The organism is Nocardioides sp. (assembly GCF_051876515.1).
In the GTDB taxonomy this organism is placed as follows: domain Bacteria; phylum Actinomycetota; class Actinomycetes; order Propionibacteriales; family Nocardioidaceae; genus Nocardioides.
This window is the reverse complement of record NZ_JBJEHY010000248.1, coordinates 1-19,795: the sequence shown is the minus strand read 5'-3', so window position 1 is coordinate 19,795 and position 19,795 is coordinate 1. Positions and strand designations below refer to the sequence as shown.

Genomic DNA, 19,795 nt, shown 5'->3' with positions numbered 1-19,795 from the left:
CGGGCTCGCCCGGCCCTCCCCAGCGGGGAGCCGCCCCCGCCGGACCACCCAACGAGACGAAGTTAGGCATGCCTATCCTTCATGTGATTAAGTAAGCCTTACCTAAATCACACGAAGGATGGTCATCTCCATGACTGCACGACCCACGCACCAGCGGGCGCGCCGTACGACGGCCCTGCTGGCGTCCGCCGCCCTGGCCGCGACCGGTACTGCCCTGCTCAGCCCGTCGGCCGCCGTGGCCGACGAGTCCGCCGGCGCCGCCCGCACCGAGCTGGCGTTCACGTCGACGACCAAGGCCAGCATCGCCGGCCAGTACCAGATCGCCGAGTCCGATGACACCGGCGACCTGTTCGTGACCTCCGCCCAGGGCCGCCCGCCGGTCACGGTGGCGACGCTCGCGCGGATCAACCCCGAGACCCTCGCGGTCGAGCAGAAGGCCACGCTGCCCAAGCTGAAGCACGGCGACACGGGCACCCAGACCAAGTGGCTGAGCACGCACGGCATCTACGTGGACGACGCCCACGACAACGTGTGGGTCACCAACACCCGTGACAACCAGGTGAGCGTCTTCGACCGCGAGACCCTGGAGTACAAGGCCGGCACGTACGACTTCGCCGGCGCCCAGACGCAGGTCGCGATCAACCACCCGCGTGAGGTCGTCATCGACGAGGAGCGCAACCTCGCCTACGTGACCGCCGCCAACCGCGGCGCCGCCTCGTCCGCGTCGATCACGGTCTACTCGACCGACGTGACGCAGGGCCAGGTCATCACGCCCATCAAGGAGATCGCGATCCCGGACCGCGCCGACTACCCGGCCGCCGGTGAGAACGCGTACGCCGTGACGATGGGCCTGGAGATCGACGAGGCCACCGGCAAGATCTACTCCAACGACTTCCGCACCGACGAGTACTACGTCATCGACCCGACGAAGGACTTCGCGCTCACGCGGCACACCATCCCCAACGCCACCGTCGCCACCGACGGCCTGGGCGCCCTGCAGCCCTCCAGCATCGCCGTCGACCCCGGCGCGGGTGAGCTCTACACGGTCAACCAGACCCAGGGCACCAACACCAAGAGCCTGCAGGTCTTCGACCTGGCCACCAACACGCTCAAGTACGAGGTCGAGACCGGCCCGCGCGCCCTGGCCGTCGACGTCGACCGCCAGCGCGGCCTCGTGTACGTCGCCGACTTCACCAACGGCTCCGTGACCGTCGTCGACGTCCGCAACGGTGGCGAGGTCATCGAGACCATCCAGCCCACCGGCATCACCAAGTCCGCCAACCACCTCATCGTCGCCGGCGGCTCGGCGTACATGGTGGACAAGGCCGGCGCCACCACCGGTGACGTCGACTACGCGGTCAACGTGGACACCGGCGTGACCGAGACCCGCAGCACCACGATCGACTCGATCACCAAGATCACCCCGGCCGCGCAGGCCGAGGCCGTCGGCTCCCCCTACGTCGGCCAGTCGATCACCCTCAGGGGTGAGGGCTGGTTCAACAAGTCCGGCAAGGAGGGCTCGAAGGTCGCGGTCAAGATCAACCGCGGCGAGGTCAAGCTGCCCGACGGCACCGACATCTGGGCGACGTTCGACGCTGCCGCCGACGGCACCTTCACCGCCAAGGTCCAGCTCCCGGTCGGCTCCATCGAGCCCGGCACCTACACGCTGAACCTGCTCTCCGGCTCACTCAAGGTCGGCGACACCGGCCGCATGGTCCCCGTCGATGTGACCGTCGCCGCCCAGCAGGTCGTCAAGAACACCAAGAAGCCCGTCATCAAGGGCACCGCCAAGGTCGGCAAGAAGCTCACCGCCACCAAGGGCACCTGGAACACCGCCGTCACGGTGAACTACCAGTGGCTGCGCAACGGCAAGGCCATCAAGGGCGCCACCAAGGCCACCTACAAGGCGACCAAGAAGGACCGCACCAAGAAGATCTCGGTCCGCGTCACCGCGTCGAAGGCTGGCTGGAAGGGCGCCACGGCGACCTCGAAGGCCGTGAAGATCAAGAAGTGACCCACCCGCACGGGTGAGCAGGAGGGCGGCCCCGACCGGGGCCGCCCTCCCGCCCGTTGCGCCACATCCCGAGGAAACCCATGAAGACCACCGCCACCCGCCGTACCGGCACCGCCGCCCTCCTGGCCGCGCTCGTCGTCGCGCCCCTCACCTCTCTGACCGCCAGCCCCGCGTACGCCGACCCCTGCACGGACGTCTCCGCCGCCGTCGTCACCGTCGACGAGACCACCCCCGTCACCCCCGGCACCGAGCTGCACCTGTCCGGCAGCGGTTTCTGCCCCGGCCAGCGGCTCGCGATCAAGATGGACCGCGACGCGTACGGCCAGCTCGGCGCCGACGCGGCCGAGAACGTGCCCGGCGCCTCCCGCGAGCGGATCGAGGTCGGCGTGGACGGCACCTTCACCGCGGAGCCGCTGCTGGTGCCCCGCTACGCCGTGGACGGCAAGGTCACCGAGGCCGGCAACCACCTGGTCCACCTGCTCGACAACGAGCCCGTGACCACCGTGGCCGCCTCCTTCGCCACCGCAGCCACGTACGCCACCGACGTCGACACCACGGCGGCCGGGGCCCCGGGCGGCACGCTGCGGATCACCGGGACCGGCTGGCTCGACCGCGCCGGCACCGGCTCCTCCACGGTGGGCGTCGTCCTCGAGGAGGCCGGCACCACCTCCATCGTCGCCACCGAGCACGTGGCCGGCCACGCCCCGCACGCCAACAGCCGCATCTGGGCGGTCGTGCCGGCGACGGCGTTCACCGCGCCCGGCACCTTCGCCCACGACGTCACGCTGCCCGACGGCACCACCGCCGGTGCGGACGGGTCCACCGTCGCCTTCGGCGGCAAGAGCTACCGCGTACGCCTGTGGAGCGGCCAGCAGCTCGGCCAGGCCACCGACATCTCGCGCAACGCGATCGTCTCGGCCGACTTCGCCGTCAGCGCCCCGCCGGCGCCCAAGGTCGTCAAGAACACCAAGAAGCCCGTCATCAAGGGCACCGCCAAGGTCGGCAAGAAGGTCACCGCCACCAAGGGCTCCTGGAACACCACCGTCACGGTGAAGTTCCAGTGGCTGCGCAACGGCAAGGTGATCAAGGGAGCGACGAAGGCGACGTACAAGGTCACCGCCAAGGACCGCCGCAAGAAGCTCACGGTCCGGGTCACGGCCAGCAAGGCCGGCTGGACCGGGGCCCGCGCGGTCTCCAAGGCCGTCAAGGTCGCCTGACCAGACCCACCAGCTGCCCGGCCCGCGCCCACCCGCGCTGGCCGGGCAGCTCGCGTTGCCGACCTGCCACAGCCGACTGTGCTAGAACTCAGCGCCATGGACGAGGTGGCCCTGGAGGCGCAGTTCGCCGCCATGCTGGCCGGTGACGAGGGAGGTTTCCTCGCGGTCTACACCGACCTGCAACCCCGCCTCCTGCGCTACGTCACCGTCCTGGTCGGGCACGGGGACAGCGAGGACATCGTCTCCGAGACCTGGGTCCACGCCGTACGGGACCTCTCCCGCTTCTCCGGCGACCTCGACGGCTTTCGTGGCTGGATCACCCGGATTGCCCGGAACCGGTCGATGGACCACCTGCGCGCCGCCGGACGCCGCCCGTCGGTGGCCGCCGACGTGTCCGACCTGCTGGCCGACGTCGCCGCACCCGGCGACGCCTCCTCCGGCACCGATGAGTCGCTCTCGACCCAGGCCGCCGTCGCACTCATCTCGACGTTGCCGACCGAGCAGGCCGAGGCCGTGATGCTGCGCGCCGTGATGGGGCTCGACGCCAAGTCGGCCGGCGCGGTGCTGGGGCGTCGACCGGGGGCCGTACGGACTGCGGCTCACCGTGGTCTCAAGTCGCTGGCGGCCGCGCTGGACCGGCCCGGTAACACTTTTGCGCGCCCCGGCGCTGAAGAGATGTGAAGGACCGTCAGCGCCTCGGGCGCGCCCGCGCCGCGCGGGCGCTCGACCGTGGTGCCCCCAGCGGGTCGGCCGGCCTGGACACGGTGCTGCGGGCCTCGCGCGCTCCCGGGACGACCGCTGAGCTGACGGGCGCCGACGAGGCCGTCGCCCACTTCCGCGCGGTACCCCACCTCGCGCCCGCCCCCGCGGGTCTGGCCCGCCGGTTCCGCAGCGTCGGGGCCAGGGGAGTGGTGGTCGGACTGCTCGCCGTCGGTGCCGTCGGCGGCGTCGCCGTCGCGGCCGACCAGGGCGCCGTCTCCATCGTGCGGGACGAGCAGGGCACCCACGTCCGCTTCGGTGAGCCCCGTCCCAGTCGTACGCCGAGCCCCACCGAGGAGCCCACCTCCAGCGGCGAGGCGGAAGCCAGCAACCACAGCGCACACGCCCACGACTCGGCGTCCGCCTCAGGGCGGAGCGGACGCACCGAGGGCGACGGCCCTGGCCGGGACGGACGAGGACGCCGTCACGGCCAGGGTCAGCCCGGGACCGACGACGAGGGCGACAAGGGCCGCGGGCACGGCAGGGGCGGCCGCGACGAGCGCGGCGACCGTCGTGACGACCGGGGTCGGGGCCACGGCCACGGGCGCGAGCAGGACCGTGGCGAGCCGGGCAACAAGGGCCGCAACAAGGGCGGCGGCAAGGACGGTGCGGGCAAGCCCGACGGCGCCGGCCGCGACCGGGGCCGCGGCCCCTCCACGAACGAGGATCAGCCGGGTCCCCCGCCCCGCTGATCCGCGCGCTCCCTCAGCGGAGCGCCTGACGGGCCCGCACCTGTACCCCCCCACGACTGGTGCGGGCCCGTTCACCCCCTCGGGGAGGGCAGGTCCACCTCGAGCCGCAGGCCGCCGAGGGTGTTCGCCAGCCCCGGGTGGTTGCGGCCGGGGAAGGTGGCCGCGAACGTCGCCAGGGCGAAGGCCCCCAGCAGCAGCGAGGAGGCCTCGAACGGCCACCACGCGAGGAACGCGAACGCTCCGGTGCCGGTCGCGAACTTCACCAGCCGCCCCGGCAGCGCCAGGGCCCGCCGGGCGGCGACGGTACGCAGGTCGACGGTCCACTCGCCCACGGTCCGTCCGAGCAGCAGGACGGTGACGAGCTGGGCGGCCGCGGCCGTACCCCAGCCGAGCGCCGCCTGCAGGTCGGTGTCGATGGCGCCCAGCCCGCCGCCGACGTAGATCTGCCAGGCCCGGTACGCCACCTGGACGAGGCTGCTCAGCAGGAACATGAAGACGACGTCGCACACCATCGAGACCCAGCGGCGGCCCCGCGTGACGTGCTCGGGAAGCCTGACCTCCTTGGGCGCGCGGGCCACGAGGACGACCGACACCAGCGAGCCGATCAGCGCGCCCGCGGTGTTGGTGAGGAGGTCGTCGACGTCGAAGAGCCGGTACGGGCAGTCGTACAGGCCCCACACGCCCGTGCGCTGGGTCGTCTCGATCAGCAGCGACATGGCGAACCCGAGCAGGGTCGCCACGACGAACCCCCGGCTCAGGATCTTGCGCACGAAGAAGCCGAACGGGACGAACAGGGCGACGTTGAGCCCGACCTGCAGGAACGCGGCGTCGCGCAGCAGTGCGGCGGGTCCGTCGAACCCGTGCTCCCAGATCGGTCGGAACGACCCGAAGAGCTCCAGCTGCGCGGACTTGCAGGTGAAGTCGCCGGTGGCGGGCATCGGCAGGAGCGTGTACGTCCACAGCGCCAGCCCGTAGACGGCGGCGCCGAGGAGGGTGAGGACGTCGCCGATGCTGAAGGCGCCGTCGCGGCGGTACTGCACGGCGGCGACGGGGATCAGCAGCAGGACGGCGACCACCGCGCCCAGCGCGACGGCGAGGATGCCGTTCATGGCCTGGTCGGAGAGCACGCAGGCAATCTAGCCGGGCACGGACGCCGGGCGCCGCCCGCTGATAGCCTCCCGCCGTGAGCCGGGTCACAGCTGCCGAGGGCCCGTCGATCGAGGTGAGTGACGACGGGGTCTTCCGTCTGTCCACCGCCACCACGTCGTACTGGTTCCTCCGCACCGAGCACGGCCACCTCGAGCACGTCCACCTCGGGCGTCGGCTGGCGCCCCAGGACCCCACGGCGCTGCGCTGGCGGCGTACGGCCCGCGTCGCGTCCGCGGTCACGTACGTGCCCGACGGCCTGCGGTACAGCCTCGACACGGTGCCGCTGGAGTGGAGCGGCGTCGGGCAGGGCGACTACCGCCGCCCGTCGCTGGAGGTGCTGACCGCCGCGAGCGGGTACGACCTCGACCTGACCTACCGCTCCCACAGGGTCGTGCCGGGGGCGCTCCCGGCCGCCACGCTGCCCACCGCCCGCGGCAGCACCGAGCAGGCCAGCTCGCTCGAGGTGGTGCTCGCCGACGACCGGGCGGGCATCGAGGTCCGCCTGCTGTGGACCGTCTTCGCTGACGCCGACGTCATCACGCGGCGTGCCGTCGTACGCAACACCGGCACCGCCACGGCCACCGTCGAGGCCGTCGCCAGCGCCCAGCTCGACCTGCCCGACCGTGGCTGGCAGGTGATGACGCTGGACGGCACCTGGATCCGCGAGACCCACGCCCACGTCCGCGACGTCACCCCCGGCACCTTCTCCGTCGGGTCGACGACCGGGTCGAGCAGCAACAGGCACAACCCGGGCGTGCTGCTCCTGGAGGCCGGCGCCGACGAGGACCGCGGCCGGGTGGTCGGGGTCAACCTCGTCCACTCCGGCAACCACCTCACCACCGTCGAGAGGGGCGTCGACGGCCTGGTGCGCCTGACCACCGGCATCCACCCGCAGTCGTTCGCGTGGCCACTGGCACCCGGCGAGGAGCTTGAGACGCCCGAGGCGGTGATCGCCCTCAGCGACGCCGGCCTCAACGGACTCTCCGCCGCGATGCACCGCTTCGTGGAGCACCACGTCGTGCCCGAGCGGTACGCGGGCCGCGAGCGCCCCGTCGTGCTCAACACCTGGGAGGCGATGAAGTTCGACCTCTCCGAGCGCCGCGTGCTCAAGCAGGCCAGGCAGGCCGCCGAGCTGGGCATCGAGATGCTGGTGGTCGACGACGGCTGGTTCACCCGCCGCGACGACGACACCGCCGGCCTGGGCGACTACACCGTGGACCGCAGGAAGTTCCCGCGCGGCCTCGGCCCGTTCGTCGACAAGGTCCGCGGGCTCGGGCTCGAGGCGGGCATCTGGGTTGAGCCCGAGATGGTCAGCGAGGACTCCGACCTGTACCGCGCCCACCCGGACTGGGCGATGCGGGTGCCCGGCAAGCCGCCCCGGCTGGGCCGCCACCAGCACGTGCTCGACCTCTGCAACCCCGCCGTGTGCGACTACCTCGTCGACTCCGTGGGCGCCCTGCTCGACTCGGCCGCGTTCACGTACGTGAAGTGGGACATGAACCGGCACCTGTCGGACCTGTTCTCGCCGCACGTGGCGCACCCCGGCATGGTCGCGCACACGTACGCGGTCAACCTGCACCGCGTCCTGGAGCGGATCTTCGCGCCACGCCCGCACGTGTGGCTGGAGACCTGCTCGTCGGGCGGCAACCGGTTCGACCTGGCGATGCTCACCCACAGCGCGATGGTGTGGTCCTCCGACGACACCGACCCGGTCGAGCGGCTCGAGATCCAGCAGGGGCTGTCGTACCTCTATCCGCCGAGCGTCATCAGCAACCACGTCTCCGACGCCCCGCACGAGCAGACGCTGCGGATGACGCCGCTGTCGACGCGCTTCAACGTGGCCGCGTTCGGCGTGCTCGGCTACGAGTACGACCTGGACCTGCTGACCGCCGCCGAGCGCAAGGAGGTGCGTGACCAGGTCGCCTTCTACAAGGAGCACCGCGCGACGCTGCAGCACGGGCGGTTCCGCCGGCACCGCCCGCCGGGCCAGCGCGACCGGTTCGTGTGGCAGGTCGGCGACGCCTCGACGACCGTGGTCGGCAACTTCCAGCGCCACGTGGGTGCTGCTCCCGAGCCGGACCTGCTGCCGGTCGCCGGGCTCGAGGCCGACACGGCGTACACGGTGGTCTCCAAGCCGCAGCGGCTGATGATCGACCGGTTCGGGGCGCTGATCAACCACGTCTCACCGGTCCGGCTCGACCCGCGCGGGCTCGTCATCGGGACCGCCGCCAAGCACGTGACCATGGACGACGCCGCCGAGTCGTACGAGGGCACCGGCGCCCTGCTGGGCGAGGGCGTCCGGCTGGCCCACCAGTTCATCGGCACCGAGTACAACGACGGGCTGCGGATGCTCGGCGACCACGGCTCGACGCTCTACGTCGTGCGGAAGAAGGAGTGAGGCGGGTGGAACCCTCTCAGGTGCGCCGCAACCGGTTCGGCTTCGGCCTGGGCACCATCGGGCGCGACATGTCCTACACGTTGATCAGCATGTACCTGATCTTCTTCTTCTCCGACATCCTCGACGTCTCCGCGTCGGTGCTCGGCGGGATCACGGTCGTGCTGGTCCTGGTGCGGATCTTCGACGCCGTCAACGACCCCTTCATGGGGGTGCTGATCGACAACACCCGCAGCCGGTGGGGCCGCTACAAGCCGTGGATCCTGTCCGGCTGCCTGGCCTCGTCGGTGGCGATGGTGCTGATGTTCACCGACCGTACGACGGGGCTCCCCGACGGCTGGTTCATCGCCGGCTTCGCGGTGATGTACCTGCTGTGGGAGATCACCTTCACCGCCAACGACATCGGCTTCTGGTCGATGATGCCGGCGCTGAGCCAGGACCAGAAGGAGCGCGAGCGGATCGGCGCCTTCGCCCGCATCTGCGCCAACGTGGGTGCGTTCTCGATGGTGGTCGCGATCGTCCCGCTGACCGCGTGGATCGCGGACGTGACCGGGTCGGTGAGCTCGTCGTACTTCTACCTCGCGATCGGGCTGGCCGTCATCACGGTCGCCTTCCAGCTGGTGATGCTGGTGCTGGTCAAGGAGGACCACACCATCGTCACCACCCAGGAGAAGACGCCGTGGCGCGACCTGCTCGGGATCATCGTGCGCAACGACCAGCTGCTGGTGATCACGCTGGCGCAGGTGATGTTCTCGGTGGCGTTCGGCGCCACGACCAGCTTCGGCATCTACTACTTCAAGTACGTCTACGGCGACGAGGGGATGTACGCGGTCTTCGCGGCCGTCCTCGGCGTCGCCCAGCTCAGCGCGCTCGCCATCTACCCGTGGCTGAGCCGCTTCGCGACCCGCGGCCGGATGTTCACCGTCTCGATGGTGATGGTGGTGGCGGGCTACCTGGTCTTCTGGTTCGCCCCCAACGGCGTGCTCGCCCCGATCGTGGTGGCGGGTCTGCTCGTCTTCGCCGGGCAGGCGTTCATCCAGCTGCTGATGCTCGTCTTCATCGCCGACACCGTCGAGTACGGCCAGTGGAAGTTCGGACGCCGCAACGCCAGCGTCACCCTGTCGCTCCAGCCGTTCATCACCAAGATGGGGTCGGCGATCTCCAGTGGCATCGTCGGGTGGACCGTCATCGCGTCGGGCATGAAGGCCGCCGAGGACGCCGCCGACATGACCGCGCAGGGCGTCGACCTGGTCAAGACCGCGATGCTGCTGGTGCCGATGCTGCTGATCGTGGCCAGCTGGGTGGTGCACCGCCGCTTCTACACGCTCGACGAGGAGCGGTACGCCGAGATCGTGGCCGAGCTGGGGGAGCGGGACCGGACGCTGGTCGAGAGCGAGGAGCCCCGTGCCTGACTCCGCCCCCGCCCCTGCCCCCGCCCCCGCCCCGCAGGTCCGCGCCGACCTCCCCTTGCGCGAGGTGTACGACCACCCGCTGGGCCGCGACATCCTCGACAAGGTGCTGCGCCAGGTCGGGGTGTCGGGTCGGTGGGTCGACAACCCGGTCGTGGGCCGTCTGACGCTGCGCCAGCTCGTACGGCTGACGCGGGGGAAGGTGACGCACACGTTCGTCGACACCCTGCTGGGGCTGCTGGGGGCGCACCCGGACCGGCCCCTCGACGACGACGCCCCGATCACGCCGGCGTGGTGGAAGGACGCGGTCTTCTACCAGATCTACCCGCGCTCGTTCTCCGACAGCGACGGCGACGGCGTGGGGGACCTGCGCGGCATCATCGACCGGCTCGACCACCTCGCCGACCTGGGCGTGGACGCGCTGTGGCTCTCCCCGATCTACGACTCGCCCAACGACGACAACGGCTACGACATCCGCGACTACCGCGCGATCGGTGCGGAGTTCGGGACGATGGCCGACTTCGACGAGCTGCTGGAGTCCGTCCACGCGCGCGGGATGCGGTTGATCATGGACCTGGTGGTCAACCACACCTCCGACGAGCACGTGTGGTTCACCGAGGCGCTGGCGGACCCGGCCTCGCCGTACCGCGACTACTACTTCTTCCGGCCGGGTGGGGCGACGCCGCCGAACAACTGGACCTCGTTCTTCTCCGGCCCGGCCTGGCGGCACTTCGACGAGGAGGACGTCTGGGCGATGCACCTGTTCTCGTCCAAGCAGATGGACCTCGACTGGGACCACGCGCCGATGCGTGCGGAGATCGCGGACATGGTCCGCTGGTGGTTGGCCAAGGGCGTGGACGGCTTCCGCCTCGACGTCATCAACTACATCTCCAAGCCGCCGGGGCTCCCGGACGGCGACGCGCTCGTCGGGGAGCTGATGGGGTTCACCGGCGTGGAGCACTACTTCGCCGGTCCCCGCCTCCACGAGCACCTGCGCGAGCTGCGCACGGAGGCGTTCGAGCCGTACGGGGCCGTCACGGTCGGCGAGGGGCCGGGCGTGGGGTCGCAGCTGGGCAAGCTGCTCACCGGCGACTACCGCGGCGAGCTCGACCTGGTCTTCACGTTCGACCAGCTGGAGGCGCCCGGCAAGGACCGGTGGGACGACTACCGCTACCGCCTCGACCACCTGCGCGACCACTACGCGGCGTACGCCGACCAGTGGGGCAACCGGTACCAGCAGACCGTCTTCTGCGAGAACCACGACAACCCGCGGATGATCAGCAAGGTCGATCCGCGCCCGGAGCACCGCACGGTCCTGGGCAAGCTCATCGCCACCACCCAGCTGACCCTGCGCGGCACGCCGTTCATCTACCAGGGCCAGGAGCTGGGGATGGTCAACCAGGCGTTCGCGTCGATGGACGAGCTGCGCGACGTGGAGAGCCTCAACAAGTACGCCGAGCTGCGGGCCGAGGGCCGTGACCACGCGGCGGCGTTCGCGCAGGTGCTGGCCGGCTCGCGGGACCACGCCCGTACGCCGGTGCAGTGGGACGCCACCGAGCACGGTGGCTTCACCTCGGGCGAGCCGTGGATCGCGGGCGACGGCGACCACGCCGCGTGGAACATGGCCGCCGCGGCTGACGACCCGGGGTCGGTGCTGTCCTGGTACCGCGACCTGATCGCGCTGCGCCGCTCCTCGCCCGCCCTGCTGCACGGCTCGACGGAGTTCACCGACACCAGGCGGGGGCGCTGGGTGCACCGCCGCGTCCTCGACGCCGAGGAGGTCGTCGTCGTGCTCAACCTGACCGACCGGGTGCAGAAGGTGCGCGACCCCGGGCCGGCGTACGAGCTGGTGCTGGACAGCGTGCCGGGCCCGGCCACGGTGCTCGGGGCGTACGGGGCGCGGGTGTTCCGGAGGGGGCGCTGACCGGTCTGGTCCAGGCGTCAGAACTGTCGGAGCGGCCCGGTTGAGTGGGGTCATGCCCACCACCGCACCCGCCCCCGACGCCACCCAGGCCGACCTGGGTGACTGCGGCCTGCTCGCGTCGTTGCGGGAGCACCGGCAGGTCATCGCGGGGGCCGAGGTCGAGGAGCTCGACCTCGTGCACGCGTGGGCGCTGGCCCACCCGGCGTGCGGTGACTCCAGCGTGCTGACCTCCGACGAGCAGCCGGGTGGGAGCGGGACGCCGGGCGTCGCGGCGTTCACGGCGGAGCCGCTCGGCGTCGCGCTGGGCATCTCGTCCGCCGCGGCGCAGTCGCTGCTGGCGGACACGCTCGACCTGCACCACCGGCTGCCGCGCCTCCTCGACCAGGTGCGCGCCCTGCGCCTGCCGGTGTGGCGCGCCCGTCGCATCGCGCGAGCGACCCGTGACCTGTCCGACGCGGCGGCGCACTGGGTGGACCGCCAGCTCATCGGCTGTGCCGCGTCCGTCGGGACCGCGCAGCTCGACCGTCTCGTGCAGACCGCCGTGGCCCGGGTGGATCCGCAGGGGCAGGCCGAGCGGGAGGAGGCGGCACGCGAGACGTGGGACGTCACCCTTACCCACCCCGCCGACTGGGCCGGCACGTCCACCCTCACCGCCGTCGGCGACACGGTCGACCTCACCGGCCTGCACGCCCTCGTCGTCGCCGAGGCTGAAGCCCTCGCACCCGTGAGCGACCACACCGCCGGCCAGCGACGGGTCCTGGCGCTGTCCACGCTGGCGCGTCGAGGTGCGCAGGACGTCCTCGACCTAGGCGGGAGCGACGGGGACGAAGACACCCGTGGCGAAGCAGCGTCGATGACCGCCTCGCGGGTCCGCAGAGGACTCCGGGCGCGCGGCGACCGGGTCCGCCTGTACGTGCACGCCTCGCTGGTCGACCTCCTGTCCGCGACAGCCGACGACGGTTCCATCAGGGACGGATCCGGGGCGGTGGGGGAGGCCGTCGGCACCGTCGAACGGCTCGGCCCGCTCACGCTGGCCCGACTCAAGGAGTGGGTCGGTCACAGCCGGGTCACCGTCGTGCCCGTGCTCGACCTGGCGGACGCCCCGTGGGTGCCGCGCCACGACCCGCCGCCGCGGATGGCCGAGCAGGTCGTGCTCCGTGACACCGGATGCGTCTTCCCGCGGTGCGGGCGCGACGCCCGAGCCTGCGACCTCGACCACGTCGATCCCTGGCGGGCGCCGCCGCCCCCATCGCCCACGGCCTCACCGCCAACGTCACCACCGCCGACCGGCGCGACGACGCCCGACAACCTCGCCCCGCTGTGCCGACGGCACCACCGGCTCAAGACCGCCGGCACCTGGACGTACGAGCGCGTCGACGACGCGTTCCTGTGGCACGGCCCGCACGGTCAGCTCGTCTACGTGCGCCACGGCTCCGCCGTCACCGTCACCTGACGGGCCGCCGACCGGCCAACCTCCACCGCGCCCCCCTACCTGGGGCCCGGAGGCATCTGGGCCTTCCAGCGCTCCCGTTCAGCGGGTCGCAGACGGCACCTCGGCGCGCCACCGGGCAGGCTGAGCGCCATGACCGAGCAGACGTCGTCGTACGCCCCCGTCCCGCTGGCCGAGGTCGAGCAGTTCGACCACACGACCGACGTGGTCGTGGTCGGGTACGGCCTGGCCGGTGCCGCCGCGGCGATCGAGGCGGCCCGTGCGGGCGCGAGCGTGACGCTGCTCGAGCGGTTCTCCGGTCCCGGTGGCTCCTCGGCCCAGTCCGGTGGTGAGCTGTACCTCGGCGGTGGCACCCGTGTGCAGAAGGCGCTGGGCATCGAGGACTCCGTCGAGGCCATGGAGGCGTACCTCGTCGCGGCGCTCGGTCCGCACGCCGACGAGGAGAAGATCCGGCTCTACAGCCAGGGCAGCGTGGAGCACTTCGACTGGTTTGACGCGATGGGCGTCGACTTCCACGAGACGCTGTGGGAGTCGACCGGCTGGATGCCGTTCACCAACGACGGCCTCATGTGGCTCGGTGAGAACGCGTGGCCGTACACCGAGATCGCCACCCCCGCGCCCCGCGGCCACCGCCCGCCCGCGCCCGGCTTCGCCGGCGGCGCCCTCATGGAGAAGGTCACCGCCACGGTCGAGGCCGAGGGCGTCGACGTACGCCTCGACACCCGCGCCCTCGCGCTCGTCGTCGACGAGACCGGTGCCGTCGTCGGCCTGCGCGCCAAGGGCTTCGCCGGCGAGACGACCATCCGCGCCACCAAGGGCGTCGTCCTCACCACCGGCGGCTTCGTCGACAACGAGCGGATGCTCGCCGACCACGCCCCCGACCTGCTCGGCCACGGCAAGGTCTCCGACGGCGGCGACGACGGCTCGGGCATCGAGATGGGCATCGCCGCCGGCGCCGCCACCCGCCGGATGAGCGCCATCGAGGTCTCGCTGACCTTCACCACCGCGATGGCCAGCCGCGGCATCCTCGTCAACGCCCTCGGCCAGCGCTTCGTCACCGAGGACACCTACCCCGGCGTCCCCAGCCACGCCGCCCTCCACCAGCCCGGCCCCGTCTGGGTGATCATGGACGAGGAAGGCTTCGACTCCCTCTCCACCGGCGAGACCTGGGGTGCCCAGCCCAAGCACGCCGCCGAGACCGTCGAGGAGCTCGAGTCCGACCTCGGCCTGCCCGCCGGATCGCTCGCCCACACCATCGCCCTCTACAACGAGGGCGCCGCCCGCGGCGAGGACCCGCTGTTCCACAAGAACGCCACCTGGGTGCACGAGCTCAAGGCCCCGTTCGCGGCCTTCGACCCCGCCGACATGGCCCGTGCCGCCGGCTCCAGCACCACCGGCTTCTCCGGCTTCACGCTCGGCGGCCTGCACACCGACGTCGACGGCCGGGTGCGCCGCAGCACCGGCGGCTTCGTCCCCGGCCTGTACGCCGCCGGTCGCGCCGCCTCCGGCATGCACGGGTACGGCTACGTGTCCGGGACCTCGCTCGGCGACGGCTCCTTCTTCGGCCGCCGCGCCGGCCGCGCCGCCGCTGGCGCCTGACGGCGGGCGCCTGACGCCCCGGGGCACCCGGACGGCAGGGGTGCGGGGGAGAATCGGGCCCATGACGTCCCACCAGGTCCACGAGGTCGCGATCAAGCTGCGTTACCGCGACCTCAACCTCGCCGCCCACATCGACAACGTCGAGGCCGTACGCCTCACCGACGAGGCGCGCCTGGAGTTCCTGCGGTTCGCCCACCTCGAGACCGCTGCCGGACCGCGCACGGGCCTGCTCGCCACCCTGCCCGACGGCGTCTCCGAGCTCGTCGCGGGCCTCACCGTCGACTTCCGCACCGAGATGATGTTCGACGCCTACGAGCCGTACGTGTGCCGCATGTGGGTGTCGCGGATCGGCAACTCCTCCTTCGACCTGTCCACCGAGATGCGGACCGCCCCCGACCGCGAGCCCGCCCTGGTCAGCGTCGCCTCGCTGGTCCTGCGCGACAACGTGGCCGGGCGCGTGTGGACGATGGACGAACCGACGCGGGCGCTGTTCAGCGAGTTCCTCGGCGAGCCGGTCGCGCTGCGTGCGCGGTCCTGAGGCCCGCCGCCTAGGCTCGTCCGCGTGACCTGGCTGGAGCACCACACCCACCACTGGGCCGACTGGACCCTCGACGCCCTGCTGGCGGCCAAGGGGACGCAGCGGGTCAGCCTCGTGGTGCCGGCCCGCAACGAGGCGGCCACGCTCGGCGGGATCGTGTCGCGGGTCCGCGAGGCGCTCGTGGAGACCGTCGCCCTGCTCGACGAGATCGTGGTCATCGACTCCGACTCCACCGACGGCACGTACGAGGTGGCCGACGCCGCCGGTGCGACCGTGCACCGGGCCGCCGAGATCCGCCCCGACCTCGGCGCGTACCGCGGCAAGGGTGAGGCGATGTGGAAGTCGCAGTTCGTCACCACCGGCGACCTCGTCGTCTTCATGGACGCCGACCTGCTCGACTGGGACACCCACTTCGTGCCCGGCCTCCTCGGCCCGCTGCTGACCGGTCCGGCCGTGCAGCTCGTCAAGGGCTTCTACGAGCGCCCCGGCACCGAGGGCCCGCTCGACGGGGGCCGCGTCACCGAGCTGGTGGCCCGCCCGCTCCTCGCCCTGCACCGCCCCGAGCTGTGCGACCTCGTCCAGCCCCTGGCCGGGGAGTGGGCGATCCGCAGCGACTGGTTCGCCTCCCTGCACGTGCCCACCGGGTACGGCGTCGAGATCGCCGCCGTCCTCGACACGTACGCCGCGCACGGGGTGGACGGGCTCGCGCAGGTCGACCTCGGCACCCGCGCCCACAGCCACCAGGACATCTTCGACCTCGGCGCCATGGCCACGCAGGTGCTCGGGGCCGCGCTGCCGCGCCTCGGCAGGCCCGGCCCCTCGGCCAGCCCGTACGCCGACGCGGTGTCCCTGCGGCAGTTCCGTGCCGGCCTGGAGGCCGCCGAGCGCGCCGTCCACCTGACCGAACGACCCCCTGCGAAGGAGAACCGATGACGTTGCGACTGGGTCGCCACACCTTCGGGGACGACGCGACGCTGATGATGGCGATCGTCAACCGCACCCCCGACTCGTTCTACGACAAGGGCGCCACCTGGGCGGAGGACAAGGCCTTCGACCGGGTCGCGCAGGTCGTCGACGAGGGTGCCGAGATCGTCGACATCGGCGGCATCAAGGCGGCACCGGGCGTCGAGATCGACGCCGCGGAGGAGAAGCGCCGGGTCGTCGGCTTCGTCGAGCGGGTGCGCGAGGCGTACCCGGAGCTGGTCATCTCGGTCGACACCTGGCGCGCGGAGGTCGGTGACGCCGTGTGCCGGGCCGGCGCCGACGTCCTCAACGACGCCTGGGGCGGTGCGGACCCCGCGCTGGTCGACGTGGCCGCCGCCCACGACGCCGCCATCATCTGCACCCACACCGGTGGCGTCACGCCGCGGACCCGGCCGTACCGGATCGAGTACGACGACGTGGTCGCCTCCGCCATCACCGACACCGTCGCGTACGCCGAGCGCGCCCTGGCCGCAGGCGTGGCCCGCGAGTCGATCGTCATCGACCCGGCCCACGACTTCGGCAAGAACACCTTCCACTCCCTCGAGGTCACGCGGCGTCTGGAGGAGATGGTGGCCACGGGGTGGCCGGTGCTGGTGTCGCTGTCCAACAAGGACTTCGTCGGCGAGAGCCTCGACCGCGGCGTCGGCGAGCGGCTGCTGGGAACGCTGGCCGCGACCGCGATCTGTGCGGAGAAGGGTGCCCGCATCTACCGGGTGCACGAGGTGAGTGAGACGAGGCAGGTGGTCGACATGGCCAACACGATCGCGGGCCGGCGCCTGCCGGCCCGAGCCATCCGGGGGCTGCAGTGAGCGGCCGCCCGACCGGGGAGGTGCGGTACGTCGTGGTGCCCGGCTGCCTGGCGCTGCTGCCGGAGTACGCCGGCCAGGAGGATCCGGTCGCGCCGCTGCGCGCCGCCGCCCTCGACGCGGTCGCCGCCCTCGGTGACGCCGTCGTGCTGGCGTCGTCACCGCAGGCAGTTCGCGTCGGCGCCCACCTGCTCTCCGCTGCCGGCCACGCAGCGGTCGACGAACTGCCTGCGCAGTGGTCGGGCCCGTTCCTCGTGGTCGCCAACGGTTCGGCGAAGCGCACCGACAAGGCGCCGGGCCACTTCGACGAACGCGCCGAGGCCTTCGACGCCGAGGTCGCCGAACGGATCCGTACGGGCGGGGCAGCCGACCTCGACGCGGGCCTCGCCGCCGACCTGTGGGCAGACGTCGCCGCGCTGGCCGACCTCGAGCGTCACCTGGTCCTCGACCCGGCGACGGTCGAGGTCACCTACGACGACGACCCGTACGGCGTGCAGTACTGGGTGGTGCGCGGGACCGGCGTCAGTCGGCGTTGACGGCGGCGGCCGCAGCGTCCGCCTCGGCCCACGCGGGCTTGATGAAGATGCCCTCGGCCGAGACGGCCACGCTGCCCGGCGTGCCGATGGAAGCCACCACGAAGACCTTGCGGCCCTCTTGGCGGTCGATGCGTCCCAGCACCTCGACCGGACCCAGCGGCAACGGCTGCAGGTACTTCATGGTGAGGGTGCCGGTGAAGGTGAACTGGGTGTGGTGACGACTCGCCGTCTTGCCCATCACCTGGTCGAGCAGCAGGGCGGAGACGCCGCCGTGCACCATCCCCGGAGGGCCCTCGTACGCGGCGCCGAGCACGGCCTCGCCGCGCACCGACTCCGTCGAGGTGAACTCGGTGGTCATCGGCGGGGCGACCACGTTGCGCAGGCCCACCGCGGCGTTGCCCCACTCCCACGAGCGCCCCTCGGCGTTGTACCGGACCCCGGCGGGTCCGGCGTGCGCCGTCGCCTCGAGGCGCTCCACCAGTCCCTCCAGCTCCTTGGCGATGGAGCGCAGCTCCTCGCCCTCGGCCCGGCTCCGGATCAGCGCCTCGTTGAGACGTCGCGCCGCGTCGGCGACGGGGACCGAGTCCGCCTCCCACTGGTCGACCTGGCTGGTGGGGACGTCGACGAACTGGAACCCGCCGACGATCTCGGCGCTGCCCGCAGGCGTCTCGCTCATGGTGCTGCTCCTGCTCAGAACGTGTGGGCCAGACAGGTGTCTGGTGAGGTCATCCGCCGATGGTACGTGTCGGCGACGTGGATCCGGCGCGGAAGGGGGCCGCTGCCGTCACGGCACGCACCGTGACCGCCTTGCGCGGCTTGGGTGAGGTGAAGGTGACCAGGACGGTGCCGTCGGCCTTGGTGCGGGTGCGGGTGCCCTTGACCAGGGCCCAGCCCGAGGCGGTCTTGTGCTGCAGGCGGACCCGAGCGCCCTGGGTCGCCTTGTAGCCCGACGGCGTCTCGCGGGTGACCTTGATCTTGGCGCGGTGCTTGCCGCCGCCCAGCGAGGTCGTGGCCAGCCCGGTGCGGGTCTTGGGCGCGCGGACGGTGAAGGCGGTGGAGTTCGCGATCAGACGGGTCTGGCCCGGCCCGTGGGCGAACTGGTACTCCAGCGAGTACGCGCCCGGGGTGGCCTTGTCGCCGCACACGGTGAGGTTGATCGTGCCGTCGGTGGCGGTGGTGCCGCCCTGGTGCTCGAACACCGTCTGCGCGGTCGGCGTCGAGGCGTTGCCCTTCCACAGGCGCAGCGTGATCGTCCAGTTGCCGACGTCGGGGCCGTTGCCCAGCGCCGAGAACCGCACGGGGTGCTTCACGCAGTCCTCGGAGTAGCGCACCAGCGGTGAGGTGCTGATCGAGACGAACGCGTCCGCCGCCGAGGCAGGGGCTGCCGTCAGGCCGAGACCACTGGCGACCAGGACCGTCGCCAGGGACGAGCCGGCCAAGGTGGTGAGAAGACGTGCTGAGTGCATGGAGGAACCCCGTTTCGTGGACCGAGTGCGGCAGCCCCCCGATGGCCCTGCCGCGATGCAGCGACTCTAACCGCGCGACGACGGCCCGCAGCGGGCCGGCGAGTCCTGTGGATGGGCGCGGGCCTCTGTGGCGCCCTGTGCGTGAAACCTGGCCGCCGCGAGCGGTCCCCACGGGCGACAATGGGCTCGTTCGACCCACCCGTCCGGTCCGGAGGAAGCCATGCCAGCAGCGGTCAACGGCGAGGTCTCGCACTGGTGGCACCAGCTCACCGGAGGCGCCGGGCCCCAGGCGCGCCCGGCGCTGCCAGGTGACACCGAGGCCGACGTCGCCATCGTGGGCGCCGGCTACACGGGCCTGTGGACGGCGTACCACCTGGCGCGGCTCGCGCCGACACTGCGGATCCTCGTGCTCGAGGAGCGCTTCGCCGGGTACGGCGCCTCGGGACGCAACGGCGGCTGGCTCACCAACACCGTCACCGGCGGCCCCGGCCAGTACGTGGCCCGGCACGGCCGCGAGGCGGCCGCCGCCCAGCAGCGCGCCCTGACCGCGTCGGTCCACCAGGTCGTCCAGATCGCCCGTTCCGAGGGGATCGACGCCGACGTCCGCCTCGGCGGGGAGCTCAACGTTGCCCGCTCCCGCGCGCAGCTGGACCGGATGCACGACGACGTCCGCGCCGCGGCCGCGTGGCCCGGCACCGACTGGGAGGTGCTCGACGCCCGCGCCACCGCCGACCGGGTCCGGGTTGAGGGAGCGCTGGGGGCGATGTGGCACCCGCACGCCGCCCGCGTCGACCCGGCGAAGCTGGTCGTCGGCCTGGCGGCCGCCGTGGAGCGCGCCGGCGTCACCATCCACGAGT

The 19,795-nt window shown here is 72.1% G+C and carries 17 protein-coding genes; 14 read left to right on the top strand and 3 right to left on the bottom strand.

Features of this window, described 5'->3' with window-relative positions; translation table 11 throughout:
• Positions 1 to 130: 130 nt before the first annotated feature.
• From ACI379_RS17260 to ACI379_RS17245, 4 genes are all read left to right on the top strand, one after another.
• Positions 131 to 2,014: a beta-propeller fold lactonase family protein gene (locus ACI379_RS17260; RefSeq protein WP_439793375.1), complete on the top strand. Its 1,884-nt coding sequence runs from the start codon at positions 131 to 133 to the stop codon at positions 2,012 to 2,014.
• An 80-nt stretch (positions 2,015 to 2,094) separates the two neighbouring features.
• Positions 2,095 to 3,231 carry a hypothetical protein gene (locus ACI379_RS17255; RefSeq protein WP_439793374.1) on the top strand — a complete coding sequence of 379 codons (1,137 nt, stop codon included), beginning with the start codon at positions 2,095 to 2,097 and terminating at the stop codon, positions 3,229 to 3,231.
• Positions 3,232 to 3,327: 96 nt separating this feature from the next.
• Positions 3,328 to 3,912: an RNA polymerase sigma factor gene (locus ACI379_RS17250; protein ID WP_439793373.1), complete on the top strand. Its 585-nt coding sequence runs from the start codon at positions 3,328 to 3,330 to the stop codon at positions 3,910 to 3,912.
• The gene (locus ACI379_RS17245) at positions 3,909 to 4,682 is read left to right on the top strand and encodes a hypothetical protein (protein ID WP_439793372.1); all 774 of its coding nucleotides are present in this window, start codon (positions 3,909 to 3,911) and stop codon (positions 4,680 to 4,682) included. Before ACI379_RS17250 ends, ACI379_RS17245 begins: the two co-directional genes overlap by 4 nt.
• 71 nt (positions 4,683 to 4,753) lie before the next feature.
• Here ACI379_RS17245 and ACI379_RS17240 read toward each other — a convergent pair whose 3' ends face one another.
• Entirely contained in the window at positions 4,754 to 5,809 is a 1,056-nt protein-coding gene (locus tag ACI379_RS17240; protein WP_439793371.1) for a VanZ family protein, read from the bottom strand.
• 56 nt (positions 5,810 to 5,865) lie between these two features.
• On the opposite strand from ACI379_RS17240, the gene ACI379_RS17235 reads away from it, so the two are divergent.
• The 9 genes from ACI379_RS17235 (at position 5,866) to ACI379_RS17195 (ending at position 17,472) form a co-directional block, all read left to right on the top strand.
• Positions 5,866 to 8,229, top strand: coding sequence for an alpha-galactosidase (locus ACI379_RS17235; protein ID WP_439793370.1), 2,364 nt, complete (start codon positions 5,866 to 5,868; stop codon positions 8,227 to 8,229).
• Positions 8,230 to 8,234: 5 nt separating this feature from the next.
• The gene (locus tag ACI379_RS17230) at positions 8,235 to 9,638 is read left to right on the top strand and encodes a glycoside-pentoside-hexuronide (GPH):cation symporter (RefSeq protein WP_439793369.1); all 1,404 of its coding nucleotides are present in this window, start codon (positions 8,235 to 8,237) and stop codon (positions 9,636 to 9,638) included.
• The gene (locus ACI379_RS17225; RefSeq protein ID WP_439793368.1) at positions 9,631 to 11,559 is read left to right on the top strand and encodes an alpha-glucosidase; all 1,929 of its coding nucleotides are present in this window, start codon (positions 9,631 to 9,633) and stop codon (positions 11,557 to 11,559) included. Before ACI379_RS17230 ends, ACI379_RS17225 begins: the two co-directional genes overlap by 8 nt.
• Before the next feature lie 52 nt (positions 11,560 to 11,611).
• Positions 11,612 to 13,012, top strand: a complete 1,401-nt coding sequence (locus ACI379_RS17220; RefSeq protein WP_439793367.1) for a DUF222 domain-containing protein — start codon at positions 11,612 to 11,614, stop codon at positions 13,010 to 13,012.
• 129 nt (positions 13,013 to 13,141) lie between these two features.
• A complete protein-coding gene (locus ACI379_RS17215; RefSeq protein ID WP_439793366.1) occupies positions 13,142 to 14,608 on the top strand; it encodes an FAD-dependent oxidoreductase in 1,467 nt (488 codons plus the stop codon).
• Positions 14,609 to 14,669: 61 nt separating this feature from the next.
• The gene (locus tag ACI379_RS17210) at positions 14,670 to 15,146 is read left to right on the top strand and encodes an acyl-CoA thioesterase (RefSeq protein ID WP_439793365.1); all 477 of its coding nucleotides are present in this window, start codon (positions 14,670 to 14,672) and stop codon (positions 15,144 to 15,146) included.
• Positions 15,147 to 15,170: 24 nt separating this feature from the next.
• On the top strand, positions 15,171 to 16,079 hold the full coding sequence (locus tag ACI379_RS17205; RefSeq protein WP_439793363.1) for a glucosyl-3-phosphoglycerate synthase: 909 nt from the start codon (positions 15,171 to 15,173) through the stop codon (positions 16,077 to 16,079).
• Entirely contained in the window at positions 16,076 to 16,939 is an 864-nt protein-coding gene (gene folP, locus ACI379_RS17200; RefSeq protein WP_439793362.1) for a dihydropteroate synthase, read from the top strand. Before ACI379_RS17205 ends, folP begins: the two co-directional genes overlap by 4 nt.
• Positions 16,936 to 17,472: a hypothetical protein gene (locus tag ACI379_RS17195; RefSeq protein WP_439793361.1), complete on the top strand. Its 537-nt coding sequence runs from the start codon at positions 16,936 to 16,938 to the stop codon at positions 17,470 to 17,472. The genes folP and ACI379_RS17195 overlap by 4 nt, the downstream gene beginning before the upstream one ends.
• On the opposite strand, the gene ACI379_RS17190 is transcribed toward ACI379_RS17195, so the two are convergent.
• Both ACI379_RS17190 and ACI379_RS17185 read right to left on the bottom strand, forming a co-directional pair.
• Positions 17,459 to 18,148 (bottom strand): PaaI family thioesterase, encoded by a 690-nt coding sequence (locus ACI379_RS17190; protein WP_439793360.1) that lies wholly within the window; start codon positions 18,146 to 18,148, stop codon positions 17,459 to 17,461. The genes ACI379_RS17195 and ACI379_RS17190 overlap by 14 nt on opposite strands.
• A gap of 49 nt (positions 18,149 to 18,197) precedes the next feature.
• The gene (locus ACI379_RS17185; RefSeq protein WP_439793359.1) at positions 18,198 to 18,938 is read right to left on the bottom strand and encodes a hypothetical protein; all 741 of its coding nucleotides are present in this window, start codon (positions 18,936 to 18,938) and stop codon (positions 18,198 to 18,200) included.
• Between the two features lie 220 nt (positions 18,939 to 19,158).
• Between ACI379_RS17185 and ACI379_RS17180 the strand changes: the two genes are divergently transcribed.
• The coding region (locus ACI379_RS17180) for an NAD(P)/FAD-dependent oxidoreductase (protein WP_439793358.1) at positions 19,159 to 19,795 on the top strand (637 nt) is incomplete at its 3' end.